Origin of the sequence: Ningiella algicola, from assembly GCF_028401415.2 — a bacterium.
Lineage (GTDB): Bacteria > Pseudomonadota > Gammaproteobacteria > Enterobacterales > Alteromonadaceae > Glaciecola.
The window spans coordinates 2110170-2130195 of sequence record NZ_CP171821.2; the positions used below are offsets into that span (position 1 = coordinate 2110170).

Annotated in this window: 14 protein-coding genes; 7 read left to right on the forward strand and 7 right to left on the reverse strand. The window is 42.5% G+C overall.

From position 1 onward, the window contains the following. Positions 1-22 precede the first annotated feature (22 nt). Positions 23-1012 carry an OmpA family protein gene (locus PN836_RS09245; RefSeq protein WP_395344992.1) on the forward strand — a complete coding sequence of 330 codons (990 nt, stop codon included), beginning with the start codon at positions 23-25 and terminating at the stop codon, positions 1010-1012. Positions 1013-1054: 42 nt separating this feature from the next. On the opposite strand, the gene PN836_RS09250 is transcribed toward PN836_RS09245, so the two are convergent. Together PN836_RS09250 and PN836_RS09255 are read right to left on the reverse strand one after the other, a co-directional pair. Beyond that, positions 1055-2821 (reverse strand): alpha/beta fold hydrolase, encoded by a 1767-nt coding sequence (locus tag PN836_RS09250; protein WP_395344994.1) that lies wholly within the window; start codon positions 2819-2821, stop codon positions 1055-1057. A 176-nt stretch (positions 2822-2997) separates the two neighbouring features. Further along, the gene (locus PN836_RS09255; RefSeq protein WP_395344996.1) at positions 2998-3444 is read right to left on the reverse strand and encodes a hypothetical protein; all 447 of its coding nucleotides are present in this window, start codon (positions 3442-3444) and stop codon (positions 2998-3000) included. Positions 3445-3623: 179 nt separating this feature from the next. On the opposite strand from PN836_RS09255, the gene PN836_RS09260 reads away from it, so the two are divergent. Further along, positions 3624-4340, forward strand: a complete 717-nt coding sequence (locus tag PN836_RS09260; protein ID WP_395344998.1) for a hypothetical protein — start codon at positions 3624-3626, stop codon at positions 4338-4340. Here the strand turns inward: PN836_RS09260 and PN836_RS09265 are convergent. The 4 genes from PN836_RS09265 to PN836_RS09280 all read right to left on the reverse strand — a co-directional run bounded on the left by PN836_RS09265 (position 4337) and on the right by PN836_RS09280 (position 9610). Next, complete coding sequence (locus PN836_RS09265) at positions 4337-4807, reverse strand: CreA family protein (protein WP_395345000.1); 471 nt, start codon at positions 4805-4807, stop codon at positions 4337-4339. The genes PN836_RS09260 and PN836_RS09265 overlap by 4 nt on opposite strands. Before the next feature lie 116 nt (positions 4808-4923). Beyond that, on the reverse strand, positions 4924-7194 hold the full coding sequence (katG, locus tag PN836_RS09270) for a catalase/peroxidase HPI (protein WP_395345001.1): 2271 nt from the start codon (positions 7192-7194) through the stop codon (positions 4924-4926). A gap of 153 nt (positions 7195-7347) precedes the next feature. Continuing rightward, on the reverse strand, positions 7348-8649 hold the full coding sequence (locus PN836_RS09275; protein ID WP_395345003.1) for a nitrate- and nitrite sensing domain-containing protein: 1302 nt from the start codon (positions 8647-8649) through the stop codon (positions 7348-7350). A gap of 331 nt (positions 8650-8980) precedes the next feature. Further along, positions 8981-9610 carry a TetR/AcrR family transcriptional regulator gene (locus PN836_RS09280; RefSeq protein WP_395345005.1) on the reverse strand — a complete coding sequence of 210 codons (630 nt, stop codon included), beginning with the start codon at positions 9608-9610 and terminating at the stop codon, positions 8981-8983. A gap of 167 nt (positions 9611-9777) precedes the next feature. Here PN836_RS09280 and PN836_RS09285 point away from each other — a divergent pair, with 167 nt between their 5' ends. The 5 genes from PN836_RS09285 (at position 9778) to PN836_RS09305 (ending at position 18352) form a co-directional block, all read left to right on the forward strand. Continuing rightward, positions 9778-12096: a TonB-dependent receptor gene (locus PN836_RS09285; RefSeq protein WP_395345007.1), complete on the forward strand. Its 2319-nt coding sequence runs from the start codon at positions 9778-9780 to the stop codon at positions 12094-12096. Positions 12097-12110: 14 nt separating this feature from the next. Beyond that, positions 12111-14330, forward strand: a complete 2220-nt coding sequence (locus tag PN836_RS09290) for an aminotransferase class III-fold pyridoxal phosphate-dependent enzyme (protein WP_395345009.1) — start codon at positions 12111-12113, stop codon at positions 14328-14330. Positions 14331-14347: 17 nt separating this feature from the next. Further along, complete coding sequence (locus tag PN836_RS09295; protein ID WP_395345011.1) at positions 14348-15811, forward strand: flavin-containing monooxygenase; 1464 nt, start codon at positions 14348-14350, stop codon at positions 15809-15811. An 80-nt stretch (positions 15812-15891) separates the two neighbouring features. Next, positions 15892-16743 (forward strand): alpha/beta fold hydrolase, encoded by an 852-nt coding sequence (locus tag PN836_RS09300; RefSeq protein ID WP_415926396.1) that lies wholly within the window; start codon positions 15892-15894, stop codon positions 16741-16743. Between the two features lie 4 nt (positions 16744-16747). Then, positions 16748-18352 (forward strand): GMC family oxidoreductase, encoded by a 1605-nt coding sequence (locus PN836_RS09305; RefSeq protein WP_395345015.1) that lies wholly within the window; start codon positions 16748-16750, stop codon positions 18350-18352. A gap of 113 nt (positions 18353-18465) precedes the next feature. Here the strand turns inward: PN836_RS09305 and PN836_RS09310 are convergent, their stop codons facing one another. After that, complete coding sequence (locus tag PN836_RS09310; protein WP_395345017.1) at positions 18466-20019, reverse strand: AMP-binding protein; 1554 nt, start codon at positions 20017-20019, stop codon at positions 18466-18468. Positions 20020-20026: the final 7 nt, after the last annotated feature.

Here is a 20026-nt window from a genome sequence, read left to right on the forward strand (position 1 = left end):
TTTAATGAAACAAGGAATTAATATGAAACTTTATGGGACAAGAGGTTTACGCACCACCGCAAGGAATCTGGCGTTTTTTACCATAATGTCGGCTTGTCTCGCTGCCTTTTTTGGCAGCACTCAGGCTATAGCAAAAGATGATAAGCCGGGCACAAGCGACCACCCAATTATTACTCGCTTCGAAGGGTTTTCTATCGACGCGTATAGCGTAACCGATTTCGATCGTTACCAACTTCCACTAGGTCCATCAGTAGATAATAAAACTCTGGGTGAGACACTAACCTTAGAAGGCAAGATTACGCGTATCTATTATCAATATTTTCCTAATCCCAAACCCTCTTTGTTACAGGTGTTTAAAAGCTATGAGCAGCTTTTTGCAGAAAAAGCCCTTGAAACGCTATTTTCTTGCTATGCACAAGAGTGTGGCAAGGGCCCTCAAGACTTGGTGACGACCGTGGCCAGGCGTAAAGACCTACTTAATGAATTTATGCAGTTTGGCACTCACGCGTACAAGGCGGTTAAGCTTAGTCAAGAAGATCAGGACGTCTATATTGCTTTGTATCTTAAAGATGAACGCGGGAGGGTGGCCTACGAAATTCATGTAATTGAGGTACAAAGTATGCGTTCAGGCAACTTATCAATGAGTGATATTCAGCAAGGCATAGAGAAAGACGGAAAACTGGCCTTCTACGGATTGTATTTTGATACCGGAAAATCGTCGCTTAAAGACAGCGCCAAGGATGAGCTGAGGCTTTTGGCAGACTATCTTAAAAATAATGCACAGCAACAATACTTTATTGTGGGTCATACTGACAATGTCGGCGCGTACAAAACAAACCTAACGCTGTCACAAGCTCGTGCACGCTCGATAATAAACGCACTAGAATCGCAATATGGGTTAAACGTGGCTAATTTACAGGCTGTGGGGATAGGTCCTGTTTCGCCAGTCGTTGCTAATGCTTCCGATAGTGGCAAAGCCAAAAATAGGCGAGTGGAGCTTGTACTCAAATGATAAATAACCTGAATCCGGTTTAAGGAATGGCGCTCAGCACCACTACAATTGTGAACTAAGCGCTTGCTCCTGCGATGCATCTAGATAACATTGCTCAGCTATCAAAAGCGCGATTAAGTCAGTATGCGTCATTAAGGTAAGTTGTGCCGCTCCATTTGCTGGGGCTACGCTTAAGCGCTCATGTCTATCGGCAAGCTCATGCAGATCATCTATCGAGAACTGCTGATTTTTGTCGCCATGAATAAAAAAAACAGGAATGGTTTCCAATACCTGCGCCAACGTTGGGTACCAATTCTGCACCCACATTTCGCATGCTCGGATAGGACGCTTGATATCACGTAAACAATAGCTCAAAAGGTTCAATGCCCACTCTTTCAGTCTTACATCGCCTTGTATGTTCTTTACGTCGTCTGGATTGTCTGCATAAAAATAGTTAATGACCTGCTCCTGTCCATCCTTTGACTTAAAGAATCGATGCGCCACGAGCCGATGCGGCATTAACAACATGGAGGGAAAATTTTTGGCTAACATAAAGGTGCGCCTTGCGGTTTTTCCCATTTGCTCCCATTGTGTTTGACTTTGCAAAGGTGCTCCAGTATCGACACAATATACCGCTCGCACTTGCTCAGGAAAGCGCTTTGCATATTCATTTGCGTATATGCCCCCAACGCAATGCCCTAATGCGACAACCTTCTTTAGTTTCAGATGCGTTAATAGCTCATTAAAGCAACGCAAATAATGTTCAAATTCATCTTTTTTAGACCTAAAAGACAATGGGAGATTCTCAGGCTCTTCAAGTGTAATCAATCTAAGTCCGCGTTTTAAAAACGGCTCAATAAAGCTAGCATGTTGCTTGCTAGGTAAAACGGGGAAAAAACAAAGCACTGGGCTTGCTTTAGGCTTGCCATAATCTCGATATCGAATGGTATTGCCATCTGTAGTGTTGATAGTTTTCAGCGGAAACTCGGCAAATCCGTATTCTGGTTCGCTAATAGGAAGTTGCTTTTCTTCCAGCTTATTCGCCACTAACAATAAACTGGTGACATGACGCATCAAGTTACTTTGTGTCTGCGTTTCTGTTTTTTGCAGTATGCTTTTCATTTGTGTTCGAATAGTATTCAACGAACGCGCACGTTGTTGCGCAATCTCCTTTAGTGATAGCCCTTTGTTTAAACTCTCAATGACTTCAATTTCTGCGCTGGTAAGCTCAAATGCATTCGCCAGTACTTTTTCAATGCCGCTGTGCCATGTCACTAAGGATGATTTAAACAGAATCAAAGTACTATCTTGAGCGTGTTTTGCGGTATTCACCAAGCGCTGTGCCACCAGCACGAAGGCTTGATTATTAAATTGGTTCACACCTCTTATCGCGAGTGTTTGAGCATCATCTCGCTTACTTGCCATCTGCTTTAATAAGGTATTGAGCTGAGTCTCAGATTTAGCGTCCAGAGGCAGAGAATGGACATTCATATGATGACTGATACATAAATTCTCTGTCGCCGAAGCATTGCTGGCGATAATTTGCCCTTTGGTATCAGTAATAAATGCTGAGGTAGGTTCGCTGTCGACGATGTCTTGAACGCTATGGTGTTGAACATTTTGCGTAGACAAGAATATTTGATCCGCGCGCTCGAAATGTCGAGACAGGGTATTTCTGGCCTTAGAGAGAAATAACTCAGCCTTATCGATTTGCGAATCTACGAAAACATCATCCCAGGCCCTTACAAGCGCGTCAAAGCGCTGTGGGGCAAGTGCTGAGTCATATACAGCGTCTACAATTCTGTCATCATCAAAGCGTTTTTCTGGCACTGAGATATCCGTTCTCGTTAATACACCTTAGCAGTATTCGACGAACCGATTAAGAAATCAAGTTAAGCGATGAGGGTTTACAAATAAAATGTAAAACTCATCCACCTGAATGGATGCTCTAGCACTCATTGTTAATCTTAAGCTGACCTGTGAACAAGAAGTAGCGCTTTGCTTATTTAACCTTGATAGCCCTTGTAAGCTTGGCAAGAAGAAGGCTCTTCGCCAATCATAAGTCTGTCGCAGGGCAGTTGTGCCATATCATTGAGACATAGTTTGGCTTTTTCAGCTAAAGCTTCATCATTACTGTGATCTTCATCAATAGTCATAAAGTGCTGACATTGCATTTGCGTTTGTTTAGCTAGCATATCTAGCATAGCTTGCGGCAAGTCTTCTGATTGCATTGATGCCAATGCACACTGCTGAAGCTTTTCGCACATACGAGTGAGGGCCTCCTCAGCTTCTGAAGCATTTATGTTTTGACCTGACGCTGCTTGACTTTGAGTTGCGCTCATTATTTCACTCACGCCCTGGTCGACATCGCTGTCATTACTTGGCTGACACGCTGCAAGGCCTAGCGTGGCGAAAAGCAAAAACGCCGTCATTTTAATCTGTTTCAAGTACATAAATATCCGTTCCTAAGAATGTAAATTTGCGTCTTATGGCAAGTTTTTCAAAAGCTAAAATGTGCGCTAAATGTACGCCTAAAACTATATGTCGTCATACCTCAATTGCGGTATGACATCGTGCTTACCAAAACATAGTGTTTGGAACGTGAGCCAAGCATGGCAAAGGGGCCTCGCCCATGGAAATGCACCAAATCATAATTTTTTTCGTCGTAGCGGGACTTGCAAGCTCGGCCATTATCTTGTTTGCCATGTCTAAATCGCGGATTAAACAAAAGCAACTTGAAGAGTATGCCCTGAGCCAAGAATGGGACTATGAATATAAGGGTGCTCAAGGTCATGTGGGAAACCTTACCGTCATTTCGTCTCCCCTTGAACAGTGGAGGCTAAGCATGTACTTTAATTCTTCCTCAACGGGCGAAGCAGGAACATCCATTAAACAATGGTCTGAATTTAGTTGCCCAGATGGCAAACTCGAAGAGGGACTGGCTATTTTAGGACCAGCATTGCCTCAAAAAACCATTCAGGTGCTCAACCAAGGTAGCCTTGGACCACTGGGTTTCATTATTAAGAAGCTTATGTTTGAGTTTGTAAACGGCATGGGAATCGATATAGACGATTGCAAATTAGTTGAGCAAGAACAATCTGACGAACGCGGCGCTGTTTTTGCAACCGCAGGAAACGAACAGGCCGTCGACACATTCAAGTCGCTTCGAGAATTAAGCCAAGCAAAATCCGGTAAAAATGAAATGCAGCAACCCGTGGTTTATAGAGATACCGACGGAACAAAAGTCAGGCTTAGACATAAACTCAAGTCAGTAGAAGAACTAAATGCGTTTATCAATCTCTGTGTGGCTATCCAAAAGCGCGCCCAGCAATTGGACAAGCCAATCTAATCAATCACAGTTGACGCACTTTGGTACGCTTGTGTGCCCCACAAAGGAACGGTTGAAAGACTATGCTTAAAACTTCCTGAAGTTTCTTTGGTTGAATAAGACACATACATCAGGGTTTGCGATTTTTGATCGTAAATGCGGCGTACTTTCATATTCTTAAAAAAAATGCTTTTTGACTTTTTAAACACCACGTCCCCAGACGCAGATTTATCGATATCCGCAAACATGGCTGAAGTAATTGGTCCAGTCTGACGACACGCAATCGAACTGTCAGATGGGTCGGCTAAATCCAGATTCGCCTCAATACTCGAAATATGACAAGTAACGCCCGGTATCAGAGGATCTTGTAAGGCATCAATTTTAATATCTTTGGTGGTAAATAATCCTAGGGATACGTCGCCCACTTCACTGTCAGAGCATCCAAACAGAGCAAAGATAAGGCTAATAACGATAATTGAGTGTTTCATACTTCATTCCATTTAGGCTGCGCAATCTCTTTCATATAGTACAGCGTCATGGGCCACTTAACAAAAAAGGCCGCGCTATCTGCAAACGCGACCTTGTCACTGGGATTTTCGAGAGTTTACGCTAAATCATTATTCATGACTTTAACCCAAGCCTTCACAAAATCTTGCACGAATTTCTCTTTTGAAGTGTCGTAGGCATAGACTTCTGCTACTGCACGCAGCTCTGTGTTTGAACCAAAAATCAGGTCTACCGGTGATGCATACCACTTTTGCATACCCGTTTTTCTATCCACACCTTGATATACACCATCCACATCCGCTTTACTCCACACTGTAGACATATCTAGAAGGTTCACAAAGAAGTCATTAGACAGAGCGCCAGGGTTGTCGGTAAGCACACCAAGTTCGCTGCCATCGTGATTTGCGCCAAGTGCTCGCATGCCGCCCACAAGCGCTGTCATTTCTGGTACGCTTAAATTTAGCTGGTCCGCTCTGTCAATTAGCATTTCAGTCGGCGACTTATAGCTTTTTTCCGCGTCAAAATAGTTCCTAAACGCATCTGCTTGTAGCTCTAGTAAACTGAACGAATTCACATCGGTCTGCTCTTGCCTGGCATCGCCACGGCCGAGAGTAACAGGCACCTCAACTTCAAACCCGGCATCCTTCGCCGCTTTTTCAATCGCTGCCGAACCGCCTAGTACAATCAAATCTGCCATAGACACTTTGCTACTGTTGAACAAACCACTGTTGGCGTCTTCTTGAATGTCTTTGAGCACACTAAGAACCTTATTTAGTTCCTGTGGGTTATTCACTGCCCAAGCGTTTTGTGGTGCTAGAGCAATGCGTGCACCATTGGCACCGCCTCGCATGTCAGATGCTCTATAGCTGGCAGCTGAACCCCATGCCACACGCACTAGGGATTGCACGCTTAAACCGGATTCCAGAATTTTTGCTTTAAGAGCACTGGCCGCGTCTTCATCAATGTCTGACGCCGTTTCCATATCAATTGGATCTTGCCATATATGCACTTCTTCAGGCACTTCATCGCCTAAGAAATTGCGCGGTGGCCCCATATCTCTGTGAGTAAGCTTGTACCATGCTTTAGCAAATGCAAGACGATACTCCTCAGGGTCTGCTAGAAAGCGCTCTGCTATTTTTCGGTATTCAGGGTCGTACTTAAGCGCAAGGTCGGCGGTGGTCATGACCGGTGGATTAAATTTACCTTCAATGTGCGCGTCAGGCACAATTGCGTGTAAAGACTCATCCGTTGGGATCCACTGAATAGCACCAGCGGGACTGCGCGTTTGCTCCCACTCAAAATTCAGTAAATTACTCAAATATAGTGATGTCCAACGGGTAGGTGACTGTGTCCACGCACCCTCAAGTCCACTAGTTACGGTATCTTCTGAGTGACCTTTGCCGCAATTATTCTTCCAGCCTAGACCTTGCTGTTCAACACCTGCAGAAGCTGGGTCACCCTCAAGACAATCCGAGGGTTTATGGGCGCCGTGCATCTTTCCGAAAGTATGACCACCGGCAATCAGCGCCAGTGTTTCTTCATCATTCATTGCCATACGGCCAAAGGCAACACGAATGTTTTTGGCAGAACCAATTGGGTCAGGCTTTCCACGCGGACCTTCAGGATTGACGTAAATTAGGCCCATGTGGGTTGCGCCAAGTGGCCGCTGTAGCTCTCCATCTTTATCTTCACGGTCGCTGGCAAGCATTTCGACTTCTGGCCCCCAGTAAACCATATCCGGCTCCCAATCGTCCGGCCTGCCTCCGGCAAAACCATAAGTTTCAAAGCCCATATTCTCAAGCGCGACATTTCCTGCAAGCACCATTAAATCCGACCATGACAAATTTTCACCGTACTTCTGTTTAACGGGCCACAATAATCTACGTGCTTTATCTAAATTGCCATTGTCGGGCCAGCTGTTAAGGGGGTCAAATCGTTGTTGACCACCTCCTGCACCGCCGCGCCCGTCTAAGGTTCTGTATGTTCCTGCACTGTGCCAGGTCATACGAATAAAAAATGGACCGTAGTTGCCGAAATCAGCTGGCCACCAGTCTTGTGACTCAGTAAGTAGCGCGTCTATGTCCTGTTTAACTGCAGCTAAGTCTAAGCTGTTGAAAGCGTCAGCGTAGCTAAACTTGTCACCATATGGGTTAGAGCGCGGGTCGTGGTCGCGAAGTGCGGATAAATCGAGTTGCTCAGGCCACCAAAAAGTATTGGGTTTAGCCTGCCCCATTTTAAATGAACCAACGCCAACTGCGCCTTGGGGTTTGCTTATCTCTGCGGTTTCTGCGCTAGCAGCAGATGCCATACACGCCATGCTGATAAGCAGCATAAGTTTTGATTTTGAGAAGAGCTCTTTAATAATCATATCGATACTCGCTATCTGGTTAAGATAAAAGTTAGAGGTAATCAGCCATAGAGGCTTCAGTAACAGCGCTCATTCAACAACAAAATGAATCATGCGATATGTAGAAGTATAGGTAAGGTTGTTAAAAAAGTGTTAAGAATAAAATCGATTGACCTAATCGAGTAAATCTATTGGCTTACTAACTTGAGTCGATTTAACAATGGCCAGAGCCAATTCATATAGGCTGATTTGCTTGTCCATAGCAGATTTTTGCAAACGCTGATGAGCTTGCGACTCACTCATAGAAAGCTGCTGAATTAGGATTAACTTTGCACGATTAATTATTTTATGTTCATTAAAAATTTGCTTTGTTGCATCAAGTTCTCCAGACACCTGCTCAATCTTTTTCGCCTGAAGAACCAGCAAATTATGCAATGAACTCTGATCCGAAATGGGCGCTGATGAGGCAGTATCGGACTTGCCCAGCCCATATTCACTTAAAGGGTAGGCGAGTAAAGCAGAATGCGCGCTGGTGTGTTCATGCAATGAATCGAGTACTTCTGTATCTTGTTTATGCGCTGACAATTCAGCTTCCGCATCTTTTACGCTTGCTTGCGCTAAGGTCACCAATTCGCTTGTTATATCATTTTCGATTATGTGCATCTTATCGATGCGTTTTGTCGTAATTTCATACCACACTTCACTAATAGGCGAAGCCACCTTTTCCTCTCTTGGAAGCGCATCTATCAAGGAACGCAGCTTATTGACTTCTTTCGAAGTTTCGCTGCTTTCGAGTTGCAGCCATTGTTGATGTCTGTGCTGGTCGCTGTATTCAACAAAGGTCGAAAAGCATCGCGTTTGCGCTAACTGAAGTTGCTTAAGTTTTGCACATCGCTTATCGTCAAAACTGCCTTTTGCAAAACCTATTGCACCGCAGGCTCTCTCCTGACCCGCATATTCCTTGCCTTGTATAAAGTTAAAAAGCGACACTAAACATTGAGTGACCGCAGGATCGTTCGAGATATCTGCAGCCTCAAAAATGATGCTGATAAGGCTCTCTATTAGTGTACAAAAAGACTCCGTAAGCCTTGCCGTACCTACTTTGTGGGACTTTATAGCATCTCGTAAGTTTGGCAGATGATCAATATGATAAAGGGCGTGACTTATACTGAACAACAGACGTTGATTGTCACTGTTTTGTTGAGATTCAATGTAATGTTTATCAAGCAGCGCTATCAGTCGCGCAAGCGCAACATCACTTTGAGCAGTTTGCTTCTCACGTCGGATGGTGTAATGGTGCCCGAAAGAGGCTACGTAAATATTACTGACGCCACGCTCTTTTTGGCACTGATGGATGCACTCGCATACCAGCTTCACTAACTCACAGTTGGATGAAAGCTGGGACAGCGTCTTCAGTTGCGCTAGTTTTGCCGCATACAAAAAGCGTTTAGTATTGCTTGGAGTCGCATTAATCATGCATGCACTGCCACTCACAATTGCCTCTTATTTAACGACAAAGCAGCAAGGTGTGTTCCAATGTGGCTCACCCTTGCTATCATTAAAAAATCATTGTAAGTAAACGTTTATAACTACCTGAATTTATTTAATTTAATCCAATGCTCAGCAAACGCTCGCGTCTGGACATGATCACTCACAAAGGCCCGTGTTTTAGGCCGATGGCGCAGTTACGGTGCGAAGCTTCAATCAATTGCACCAAAAAGTGGCTCTTGCGTGTTCGGGTTACGCCTTGCGCCTCTTAAAGCACGTGAATTGATATATTCCGACCGTTGCCATGTTGCATTTTTGATTATAAACGGTTAGTTATTCTTTCCATATATGAAGAAACAGCAATTATTGCATGTTTTGTGCACTTGGGTGTGATGCGGCCACATTCTGCAACGGCAAGACTCCAAATGCTATCGCAAATGGCGATACAATTGTTGATGGCATATTCCAACTCTTCGCTTAAAGGAATGTGGAATTTCAACGAAAATTGGCTAGCCATTATTTTAGTCATCGTTAAGTTATTCTCAATGTCCAACTGACGAATATATCCGTGCTGCCCCGTACCTAGCATTAAATCAACCGCGATTGGATTTTTTTGATAATAGTTTTCCGTTCGCTGAATAAATACACACATCAGATCTAGCACCGTATCAACTTCGTTAAAGTCAATTGGCTTTTCGAGCTCATAAGTCATTGCTGATAAGTGCTTTTCCGCTACTGCAATAATCGCTGCCACTGGGCTTGGGAAAAAATGGTAAACCGACGCCATTGGTACTGACGCTTCCTTAGAGATTTGCTGGATAGACAAGGACTCAATTCCATATCGCTTTATTAGCTCTTCAGTTGCGGCTGTCAGTAACTCATATTTCAAACGCCCGTTCTTTCGTTGGGGCTTTTTAGGCTTTAAATCTATTTTGTCAGTCGTTCTCAACGGTTCAACTCCATTTCATCATATTAGACGGAGCGTAAGATCACGCAGCGTATTTTTTCAGTTGACTATTCGATATATATCGATTAACTTTAATTTTAACTTATCTACGGTTGTTACATAAACTCAACATCGCTCGCTTCACTTGCAATCAACTAATGAGAAATATTATGACATACAATTTAGGCCACCAGAAATCCTATTCACGTTTGAGTGCAGCCATATTAGTCGCTATTTCACCAGCACTATTTGCACAACAACTTCCTGAATCTCAGGAAAGCAAGAATGAGTTGCAAGAAAGAGTATCATCGTTTGAAACTATTACTGTGACTGCGCAAAAGAAACAAGAGGCGCTTTCTGAAGTGGGCGCGACAATCGGGGTGGTAACAGATGAAAGGCTTCAGACAAATGGAGTAAGGGACGTATCTGATCTAAGCAATTTTGTACCAAATTTAGAAATAGCGCTACCCAACGGGGAAGGTAATCAGCCCGCAATATTTCTAAGAGGAATAGGTACGAGCGATTTTAACACCAATAACAATGGTCCTATCGCTATATATAGCGATGAAGTTTACAAGAGTAGTTTCGTAGGTCAAAATCTCTTTATGTTTGATGTAGACAGAGTAGAGGTGGTAAAGGGCCCACAAGGAACACTATTTGGAAGAAACGCCACCGGCGGTGCTATTCGAGTAATATCGAATAAACCCACTGATGAATTCGAGCTTGATGCGCTTGCTGAGTATGCTCGATTTGGCACAACTCGGTTCGACGTAGCTGTTAATACACCACTGACGGACGATACCGCGTTCCGCTTCGCTGCAGTAAAGGCAGATTCTGATGGCCCATATGAAAGCCTTTCTTTTCCCAAGGAATATGGCGGACACGATTTTACTGGTTGGAGAGCACATTTAGTTTCCGACGTGACAGACTCTCTTACCTTATTAGTCACCGCGGAAGGTGCTCACGTTAGAAATCCGGCAGCTGGATATACTTTTCAGGGGTTACTGGACCCCATAAGCGGTGAGCCTTGCGATCTTGTGCCAATACAAGGAGGCGAATGTGGTGACTTATTTGGCTACACAGGAGAACCAAATCGGTTTGGAGTCAACACAAACCGCAAGGGGTTTACTGACAAAAATGTGTTGACCTATTCATTGCAATTAGACTACGACCTTGATGATTTTACGTTGACCTCGATTTCTGCATATGAAACAGCAAGTTCCTTGAAGAAAGAAGATACCGACGTTACACCTTTGCAAGTATTAGCTGTAGATTTTGGCATTGAAAGCGACACGTTTAGTCAAGAACTTCGCTTGAGCTATTTAGGTGAATTTTTCGATGGAGTCGTCGGACTATTTTACTTAACCGAAGACCTTGAACAACTTCAAACTGTTGATGCCTTTAGAGTTTTCAGGCCAATTGCCGAGTCTATGGATCCTATTGCATACCCCGGAGGTTTCGATCCATCTGGTGAAACATTAGGTGCACCAATACTTTTTGCACAGTTTGATAATCTTCAGGTCACTGACACTTACGCGCTTTTCGGGCAAGGTGATTACTATGTCAATGATAACCTAAATTTAGTTCTAGGCTTGCGTTACACAAAGGAAGATCGTGACTTCAATACCGATGTAGACTTCATTGAACCAACTTTTACCGCTGGCTTGTATGAAAAGGACTTGGTTGCTGATAGTGAAAATGTCTCTTTTAAAGTTGGATTTGAATACACTACTGAAGACTCAGACCTTATTTATGGAAGTGTCTCAACTGGTTTTAAAAGCGGTGGTTTCAATGGAGGATTTGTTCTCGATGAAGATGGTGTATTTCCATTTGATGAAGAAAAACTACTTGCCTATGAGTTGGGAATTAAGAAGGAGTTCTACGACGCAAATCTCCTATTTAACGCCGCTGCGTTTTACTATGACTATGAAGACATTCAAGTATTTACCTTCGTTAACACCGGCGCAGGCTTACCAATTACGGTTTTAACTAACGCTGGAGTCGCTACTATTAAAGGGCTTGAAGTGGACACCGTTTGGAAGCCCATGGATAACTTAGAGATTTTAGCTTCAATAGGTTTAATCGATTCAAATTTCGACGAATTTCGCTCCTCCTCAGCGCTTGTTGATGGCGATTTCACAGGGAATAGCCTTGCCCTTAGCCCTGATTTGAGTACTTCTCTAAATATTGAATATACGCTACCTCTACAAGGCGGACTCGAGATTCTCATCAGTGGCGATATAAATTATAAGAGCGAAGTCTTTTTCGATCCCTCCAACAATCCTTTGTACTCTCAGCCTGGTTATACTGTTGTGAACGCGAACATTATGCTTAAAAGCGATGATAACTGGAGCGTGGCAATATTCAGCAATAATCTATTTGATAAGGAATACAATGCTTACAACATTGACTTCTCGTCGTTTGGATATAACCAGTTGTTGCTTGGTGAACCTCGAACCTTTGGTGTAAGAGCATCCTATAGCTTTTAAGGGTAATTCGGGATATGCAAACACCTACAGAATTTTTCAAAAAATATGAAAATGACCGATTTGAGATTTCTTTAAATAATCAGATGTACTCTGGTTACGACTCAAAAGTCGGACAGCAATGCGTTTTGTTTCTTCATGGTTGGCCAGACGATTGTTCGATATGGCGAGAACAATATGAGTATTTTTTAGAGCATAACTACCGAGTGATATGTATAGACTGGATAGGACATGGAAGTAGCGCAAAACCTATTGATATTAAACGTTACTCTATCGTCAACCTAGGTTTAGATTTAATTGTTCTTTTTTCTAAATTACATCTTAAAAAAGTCCATTTAGTCGCGCATGATTATGGAGCGGTGGTTGCTTGGGACTTTGTGAGTAAACACCCTAAACTGGTTGAATCATATTCAGCGGTTCAGATTGGGCATTCTGCCGCCATACTTCGTTCCACATCAATTAAAGGCTTGCTAAATAATTGGTTTTTATTGTTTAACGCTCTCCCGTTTGCGGTCGCCATTTACAAACATAAAAACGGTCGATTTTTTAACTGGGCTATGAAACAACATACTGACAAACAATATGTTGTTGAAAAGTTCCTAAGTGATAAAAACCCTCTTTACATAAGGATATGGGAATTAGCAAATCCAATAACATGGTTCGTCAGAAAGTACTTACTCACTCGTAAAACGAGTATTGATAAAGTGAAAGTACCGACTTGTATTCTTTGGGGAAATAAAGATGAGTATTCTCACAAATCCCACGTTTACGACTCTTTGAACTATATCGATGATCATGCTTCGGTGCAGGAGCTAGAAGGATTAGGCCATTGGCCAATGCTGGAAAACCCTGCTGCATTAAATCGGCACTTAAACCAGTGGCTCAATACTTTAAAGCCGACGAGCCCCTCCTCACCCTTGAACTCTGATGGTTTGTCTAGAAAGGCTTTTCTTAAAGTCATGAGCCTAAGCGCACTTTCTTTAGCATTACCGGTATCAGCAGAAGTCACAAAACAGACCGGTATAAAGGAGTCAATCACACTTCCGTTTGACAGCTTGCAAGATTTACATAAGCAGCATTTAAGTAGCACTCAGCTCAGTTTTTTAGACCAACTAGGGCTAAATATCGTTTGGGGTGATCGAAAAGGGATCAAAGTTCAAGATCATTATTCTAAAAAATGGTTCTTTGACTGCCATAGGCTAGGAACAACATACAATTTGGGCCATAGACACCCTGTTGTTCTAGAAACTCTTCTGAATGGCTTGAAAAACTTAGAACTTGGAAACTTTTTTTTACTGTCTGAGCACCGCGCTAAAGCTGCTAAAAATTTAGCAGAAACAACTGACAACAAGCTTCCAGGAGTAGTTTTTACCACTACCGGTGCGGAAGCTAATGAGTGTGCTATCAAAACGGCGTTTGGTTATACAAATCGAAAGAAAATCGTTTGTTTTGACGGTGGTTACCATGGCGATACAGTGATGACGCTAGCTGCTGGGGGTGATGACGAAAAAATTAAACGATATGGCCTAGAGAATTTTAATTGCACCCGAGTACCGTTCAATGATGTTGATGCTGCAATGGAAGCTATTGATAAAGAAACTGCAGCTCTAATAGCGGAGCCAACCGTTGCGCAGCTTGGATTCCCGCCGCCTAAGCCAGGGTATTGGAAAGCGATCTCTCAACATTGCAAAGATGTGAATGCGCTCATTATTTTGGATGAGGTTCAAACGGGAGGTGGGGCAACAGGCACATTTTGGCATTATCAATCCCTTGGCTTCGTTCCTGACATTCTCGTAAGTGGAAAGTGGCCAAGCGGTGGATATTTCCCAAACAGCTTCGCATTATTTAAAAGAGCTTTATACGACTGGCTTGCGCAAGGTACCTTCATCCCTCACCCGACTACTTTTGGCGGCAGTGAACTTGGGAGTTTAGTGACAAATACCGTAACAACACTGCTTTCAAGCAAGTCACTATTGAATAATGTGAAAGAGCGTTCTAAGCAATTTCAACTTGCATTATCGGGTCATCCGTTTCATCTAAACATAAACGGTTTATGCATCGGAATAGTAGACACGCGAAGATCAAATTTTGAGAGCGTTAAAAGACTCGCTGAATACGGTGTTCTTACAGTTCCAGCGATTCATAGCAAACATGCTGTTGAGCTGCGTCCCCCTTTGATCATAACAGAGGCAGAAGTAGTCACAATATCAGAACGTGTCATCGCAGCACTTGCATAATCGGAGTTTTAAGAGAAGTGGAAAAGAAACATCATAAAGTTGTAATAGTGGGTAGTGGATTTGGCGGACAATGCGCTGCGATAAACCTTAAACAAAATCACATAGCCGATTTCGTCATATTGGAAAGGCGTGATTTCGTTGGTGGGACTTGGACCCAAAATAGTTATCCCGGTGCTGCTGTTGATGTTCAATCAATACTGTACTCATTTTCATTCGAACCCTATGATTGGAGCAGAATGTTTGCTCACGGTGATGAGCTGAGACGTTATACCGATCATATTTTTAAAAAATACAATCTCAAAGCGAAAACGCGTACCGGTCAAAATGTTACCTCAATGCAGTGGGATGACGATAAAAAGCTTTGGACGGTAACCGTCAATGATGGACAGCAACTAACTGCCGATTACGTGATAAATTCTACTGGCCCTCTTAGCACGCCAGTAATACCAAAATTCAAAGGCGCTGAGCTTTTTAAAGGAGCCTCTTTTCATACCAATGATTGGCAACATGACGTGGACTTGTCAAACAAAAATGTCGCTATTGTTGGAAGCGGAGCAAGCGCCGCGCAAGTTATACCAGCAATAGCGAGTAAAGTTAAAAAATTACATGTATTCCAGCGTTCTCCTCATTGGGTAATACCGCGTAAAGACACCGTTTTCAAAAAATGGCAACGCTGGCTTCTTGCAAACAAGCTGATCGGGAGGCTGTTTCGTTGGCTTACGTACTGGGCATTAGAAAGCAGAATAATTGGGTTTAAGTATTCAAAAACAATACTCAATCTTTGGGTAGGAAAAGTAAGCAAACAACATTTGGAAAATCAAATTGAAGATCCAGTTTTGAGAGCGAAACTGCTTCCTAACTACACTATAGGGTGTAAGAGAATTATTGTTTCGAGCACCCTTTATCCTGCTCTTGCACAAAAGAATGTAGAACTGCATGATAAAACTGATGGTATCGCGGAAATAAGAGAATCGTCGATTCTAAGCGCCGCGGGGAAAGAGCTCGATGTAGACATTATTGTCTTTTCGACAGGTTATGATGCTACTGATGGCATAATTTCTTACCCAATTTATGGAAAGGAAAAAAGAGAATTACATCGGTTCTGGGCTGATTATCCTAGAGCATATCTGGGGACTAGCATACCAAACTTCCCGAATTTATTTATTGTTACTGGCCCCAATACTGGGATCGGACATACATCTGCAATTTTTATTATCGAATCGCAAATGAAGTACATTCTAAAGGCGATCAAAACAGTCGAAGCGTCAAAAGCATCAAGTATTGAGGTCACCTCTGAAGCGGAAGAGCAATACACAAAAATGATTCACAGCGAAATGAGTTCAACGGTGTGGCAGCAAGGAGGTTGTAACAGCTGGTATAAAGGTAAAAGCGGCAAAGTTATAGCGATGTTTCCCGGCTTCAGTTTTACTTTTCGCCGAATGTGCAAAAAGCTGCAGCGCAAGCATCACTTATTGGAATAATTGGTATGCTCTGCTTTACTTTTGCATTTTTAACAATATTAGCTCTATGCATATTCAATTACTCACTAATCGGAGAATGCTTGTACAAAGCCACAAACAAAGCAGAGGCTTGGATTTACGGATTTAAATACGAAGCCTTAAGTATTAATGAAAAAAAAATTGGTATTTATTTTGGTGAATATCGGGCAAATCGCCCTTCGATAGTTCTCATTCATGGATTTAGCGCCACAGCTTCAGTTTGGTTTAGATGCGCAGCAAAAATGAAAAGTGACTTCAATGTAATAATTCCCGAATTACCCGGACACGGAAACAGTGGCTATGATAAAAATGCTCGATATAGCTCTCATGAGCAGGCGTCAACACTGTATTTGGCAATGATGAAGTTGAGAATTTCACGCGTTTCCATCGCTGGCAATTCCATGGGGGGATTTATTGCATCAAGAATGGCTATTGATTACCCGGAGCTCATAGACCACCTAATTTTAGTTAATCCGGTTGGAATCTCTTCCTCACCCAAACAAAGCAAAATGGATAGAATGTTAGGGATTGGCAAGAATCCCTTCCTAATAAACACTCATCAAGAGTTTGAATCATTTTTTAAAATGGTAATGTACGCGCCACCCTTTTTTCCTCATATCATCCGGTCAGGCCTTTCTCGTGACTATATTCGACGTCGAAAAGAGCTTGAGCACATCTACAACGACTATAGCGATAAGAAAGATTTTCTAGATAATTCTCTAATGGATATTAAAGCGAGAACACTTTTTATTTTTGGTGTTCAAGATGAAATTGTCGATAAGTCTTGCGAGCAATCATGGAAGAAAATTCCAATGTTTAGCTCTATTTTACTTGAAGACGTTGGTCATATGCCGATGCTGGAAGCTCCAGCAAGAACAAAGCAACTTATAGCTGGTTTTTTAAATGAAGAGTGAAGGAATGAAATTTGATTATATTATTGTCGGCGGCGGTTCAGCAGGGTGTGTTTTAGCAAACAGATTGAGCGAAAATCCAAAAAACAAGGTTTGTTTGCTTGAAGCTGGCGGAACAAACAACTCCCCTCTAGTAAGCACTCCAGGGGCATTTGCAGCGTTTATGTTCTTAAAAAAATTCAACTATAGTTTCAATGCTAAAGCAAAAGCTGATATACGGAAAAATACCCCGCTTTTTGTCCCTAGAGGTAAAGGATTGGGCGGAAGCTCTGCAATTAACGCTATGCTCTATATCAGAGGGCAGGCTGAAGACTATGATGATTGGAGTAGATTGGGTAACCGCGGTTGGTCTTATGATGAGCTTCTTCCTTACTTTATTAAATCAGAGAGAAATGAAAACAAAGAGGGCAAATTGCATGGAAAACTTGGACGCCTGGGCGTTTCCGATAGAACGATCGAGTATCCAATTTCAAATGCATTCTTAGCGGCCGGCGTTGAAGCAGGCTATAAAATGAATACAGACTTCAATGGCAAGTCACAAGAAGGTTTCGGCTATTACCAATGTACGATTTCTGATGGCGTAAGAAATGACGCCAAACGAGCATATCTTTCAGACATCTATTCTAGGCCGAACCTCACAATAAAAGTAAACTGTAAAGTAAAAAAAGTACTAATAGAAAACAACACCGCTATTGGTGTTGAAATATTTACGAAAAGCAAAACTGAATGCCTTCTCGCAAACAAAGAAGTTGTTCTAAGCGCGGGCGCAATTCACTCTCCACAGATTTTAATGTTATCAGGAATCGGTGATGAAGTTGAATTGAAACGTATTGAAATAAATGTAACTAATCACTTACCAGGTGTTGGAAAAAATCTCCAAGAACACGTAGATGCCTGTGTTTTAGTAAAAAGCAAAAAACGTGATGGATTCTCCGCCTCACTCAATGGGCTTCTCAAAATGGCTCCTGATATTCCCAAATACCTTTTCGGAAAAAATGGAAAACTCGCAAACTCAATTGTCGAGGCTGGAGCCTTCATAAAGAGCGATGCAAATGCAGAGAGGCCGGACATACAGTTACACATGCTTCCGCTTCTTTACGACGATAATGGTCGGGATTTCGGGTTACTTAGACAGCATGGATATTCTTGTCACGTTTGTGTACTAAGACCTAAAAGTAGAGGAGAAGTAAGAATTACTTCAAAAGACCCAACCATTGCGCCGGAAATCGACTTAAATTTCTTTTCAGACCCAGCTGGACAGGACAAAAGAACGCTTGTCAGTGGATTTAAACGAGTACGAGAGATCTTATCTCAACCTGCTTTTGATGAATACCGCCTAGAGGAACTTCACCCCGGAGGGCGAATTATTGGTGACGAAGAACTTTTTCAATCAATTAAGGATCGTCTTGGAACCGTCTATCACACCGCTGGAACCTGTAAAATGGGAACTGACACTTTGTCAGTTGTCGATCATGAGCTTAAGGTTCATGGAATAAGATGCCTACGAGTGGTTGACGCTTCGATCATGCCAAACCTGATCAGTGGGAATACTAATGCAGCTACAATTGCCATTGCAGAAAAAGCTTCTGACCTTATCTTGTGCGACACGTGAAGTACACAGAGCGCTTCAGTCGTAACCGTTGTTAAAAAATAGAACTGCTAGCGCTTTACTGAGTGACTCGACGACATTTATTGCGGACATTATGTATTCTTATATTTAATGCCTTATCGCAACTTCCTGCGTAATATCTTACCCACTGTTGATTTTGGTAACTCATCCAAAAAAGTGAGTTCTTTGGGAACTTTATATGCTGTTAAAAACTTTTTGCAGTGCTCCATTATTGCGGCTTGCGTTATTACCTGACTACCTGTTGTAACAAAAGCACAGACTTTCTCCCCGCTCTTTTCACAGGGCATACCGATCACGGCGGCTTCTAATACGCCTTCAAAACTTGTTAGTACGTCCTCGACCTCATTAGGATAAACATTAAAACCCGAAACAATAATCATATCCTTGAGTCGGTCAATTATTTTATAAGATCCGTCTCCTAACGCGCGGGCTATATCTCCTGTTTTAAAGTATCCGTTTTGTGTAAACGCTTCCTTGGTAGCCGATGGCCTTCGCCAGTAACCGCTCATTACTTGTGGACCTTTCACGACAATTTCACCCTCGTTTGCCGGATTACCATCTTTGTCAATTAATACAACATCGGTCCCGATAACTGGCGGGCCAACGGTGCCTACCTTCGGTGCTGAAGGCTGATTTAAGCAGAGCACAGGTGATGTTTCTGACAAACCATAACCTTCTGAAATGGAACATCCCGTAGTGTCTCTCCATAACTGGTTTACGGCACTTGTAAGCGCAGTTCCCCCCGAAATGGTCAACTTTAAGCCTGAAAAGTCTAGATTCTTGAACTTAGCGTTGTTACATAGGCCAACGAACAGTGTGTTAAGCCCTGATAAGCCAGTAACTTTCACTTTACTAATCTGATCAACCATAGAGTCAATATCTCTCGGATTTGGAATCAATACTGAATGATGACCCATCGAAAACATCACAAGCATATTCACTGTGAATGCATATATGTGGTAAAGCGGAAGTGGGCATATGAAAACTTCATCACTACCTTTATAGCTTCCCTCTAGTCTATCGCGAGTTTGAAAGCAATTGCTCAACAAATTGCGTTCTGTTAGACACGCTCCTTTTGATACACCAGTAGTGCCTCCTGTGTATTGTAGCACTGCAATATCATGACTATCTCTTTCCACATGGAGTGGTTCATTGAGGCTTGGAGTACTATCTATGATCGCCTGTAGCGAAGTAACAGCGCAACTATCAGAGTTCATTGAGCTATGCGCTTCATCAGTATCGCCAATCCAGACTATATTTGATATTGAAGTGTCTGGCAGAACTTGCTTAACTTTTTCTCGAAGTGACGAATGAGCAAATATCAGTTTAGCGTCAGAGTCTTGAAATTGATGTTTCATCTCTGCTGGCGTATAGAGAGGATTAGTGTTTACAATAATAAGACCAGCCCTTATCGCGGCAAAGACTACTACTGGATATTCAATAAGGTTGGGCAGTTGAATGATGATTCTATCGCCAGGGTCCAATGTTGTTTCGCGCAACAACCATGTTGCAACTTTTTGTGACTGTTCATCAAGCTCAGCGTAGCGAAGCGTTTTTCCTAAGCTAGAAAATGCGATTTTTTTCTCAAATCTAGCAAAAGCATCACTCAAAAATTCGACGAGATTTTTTTCAGGGAATATGTTTTCCACATTAACT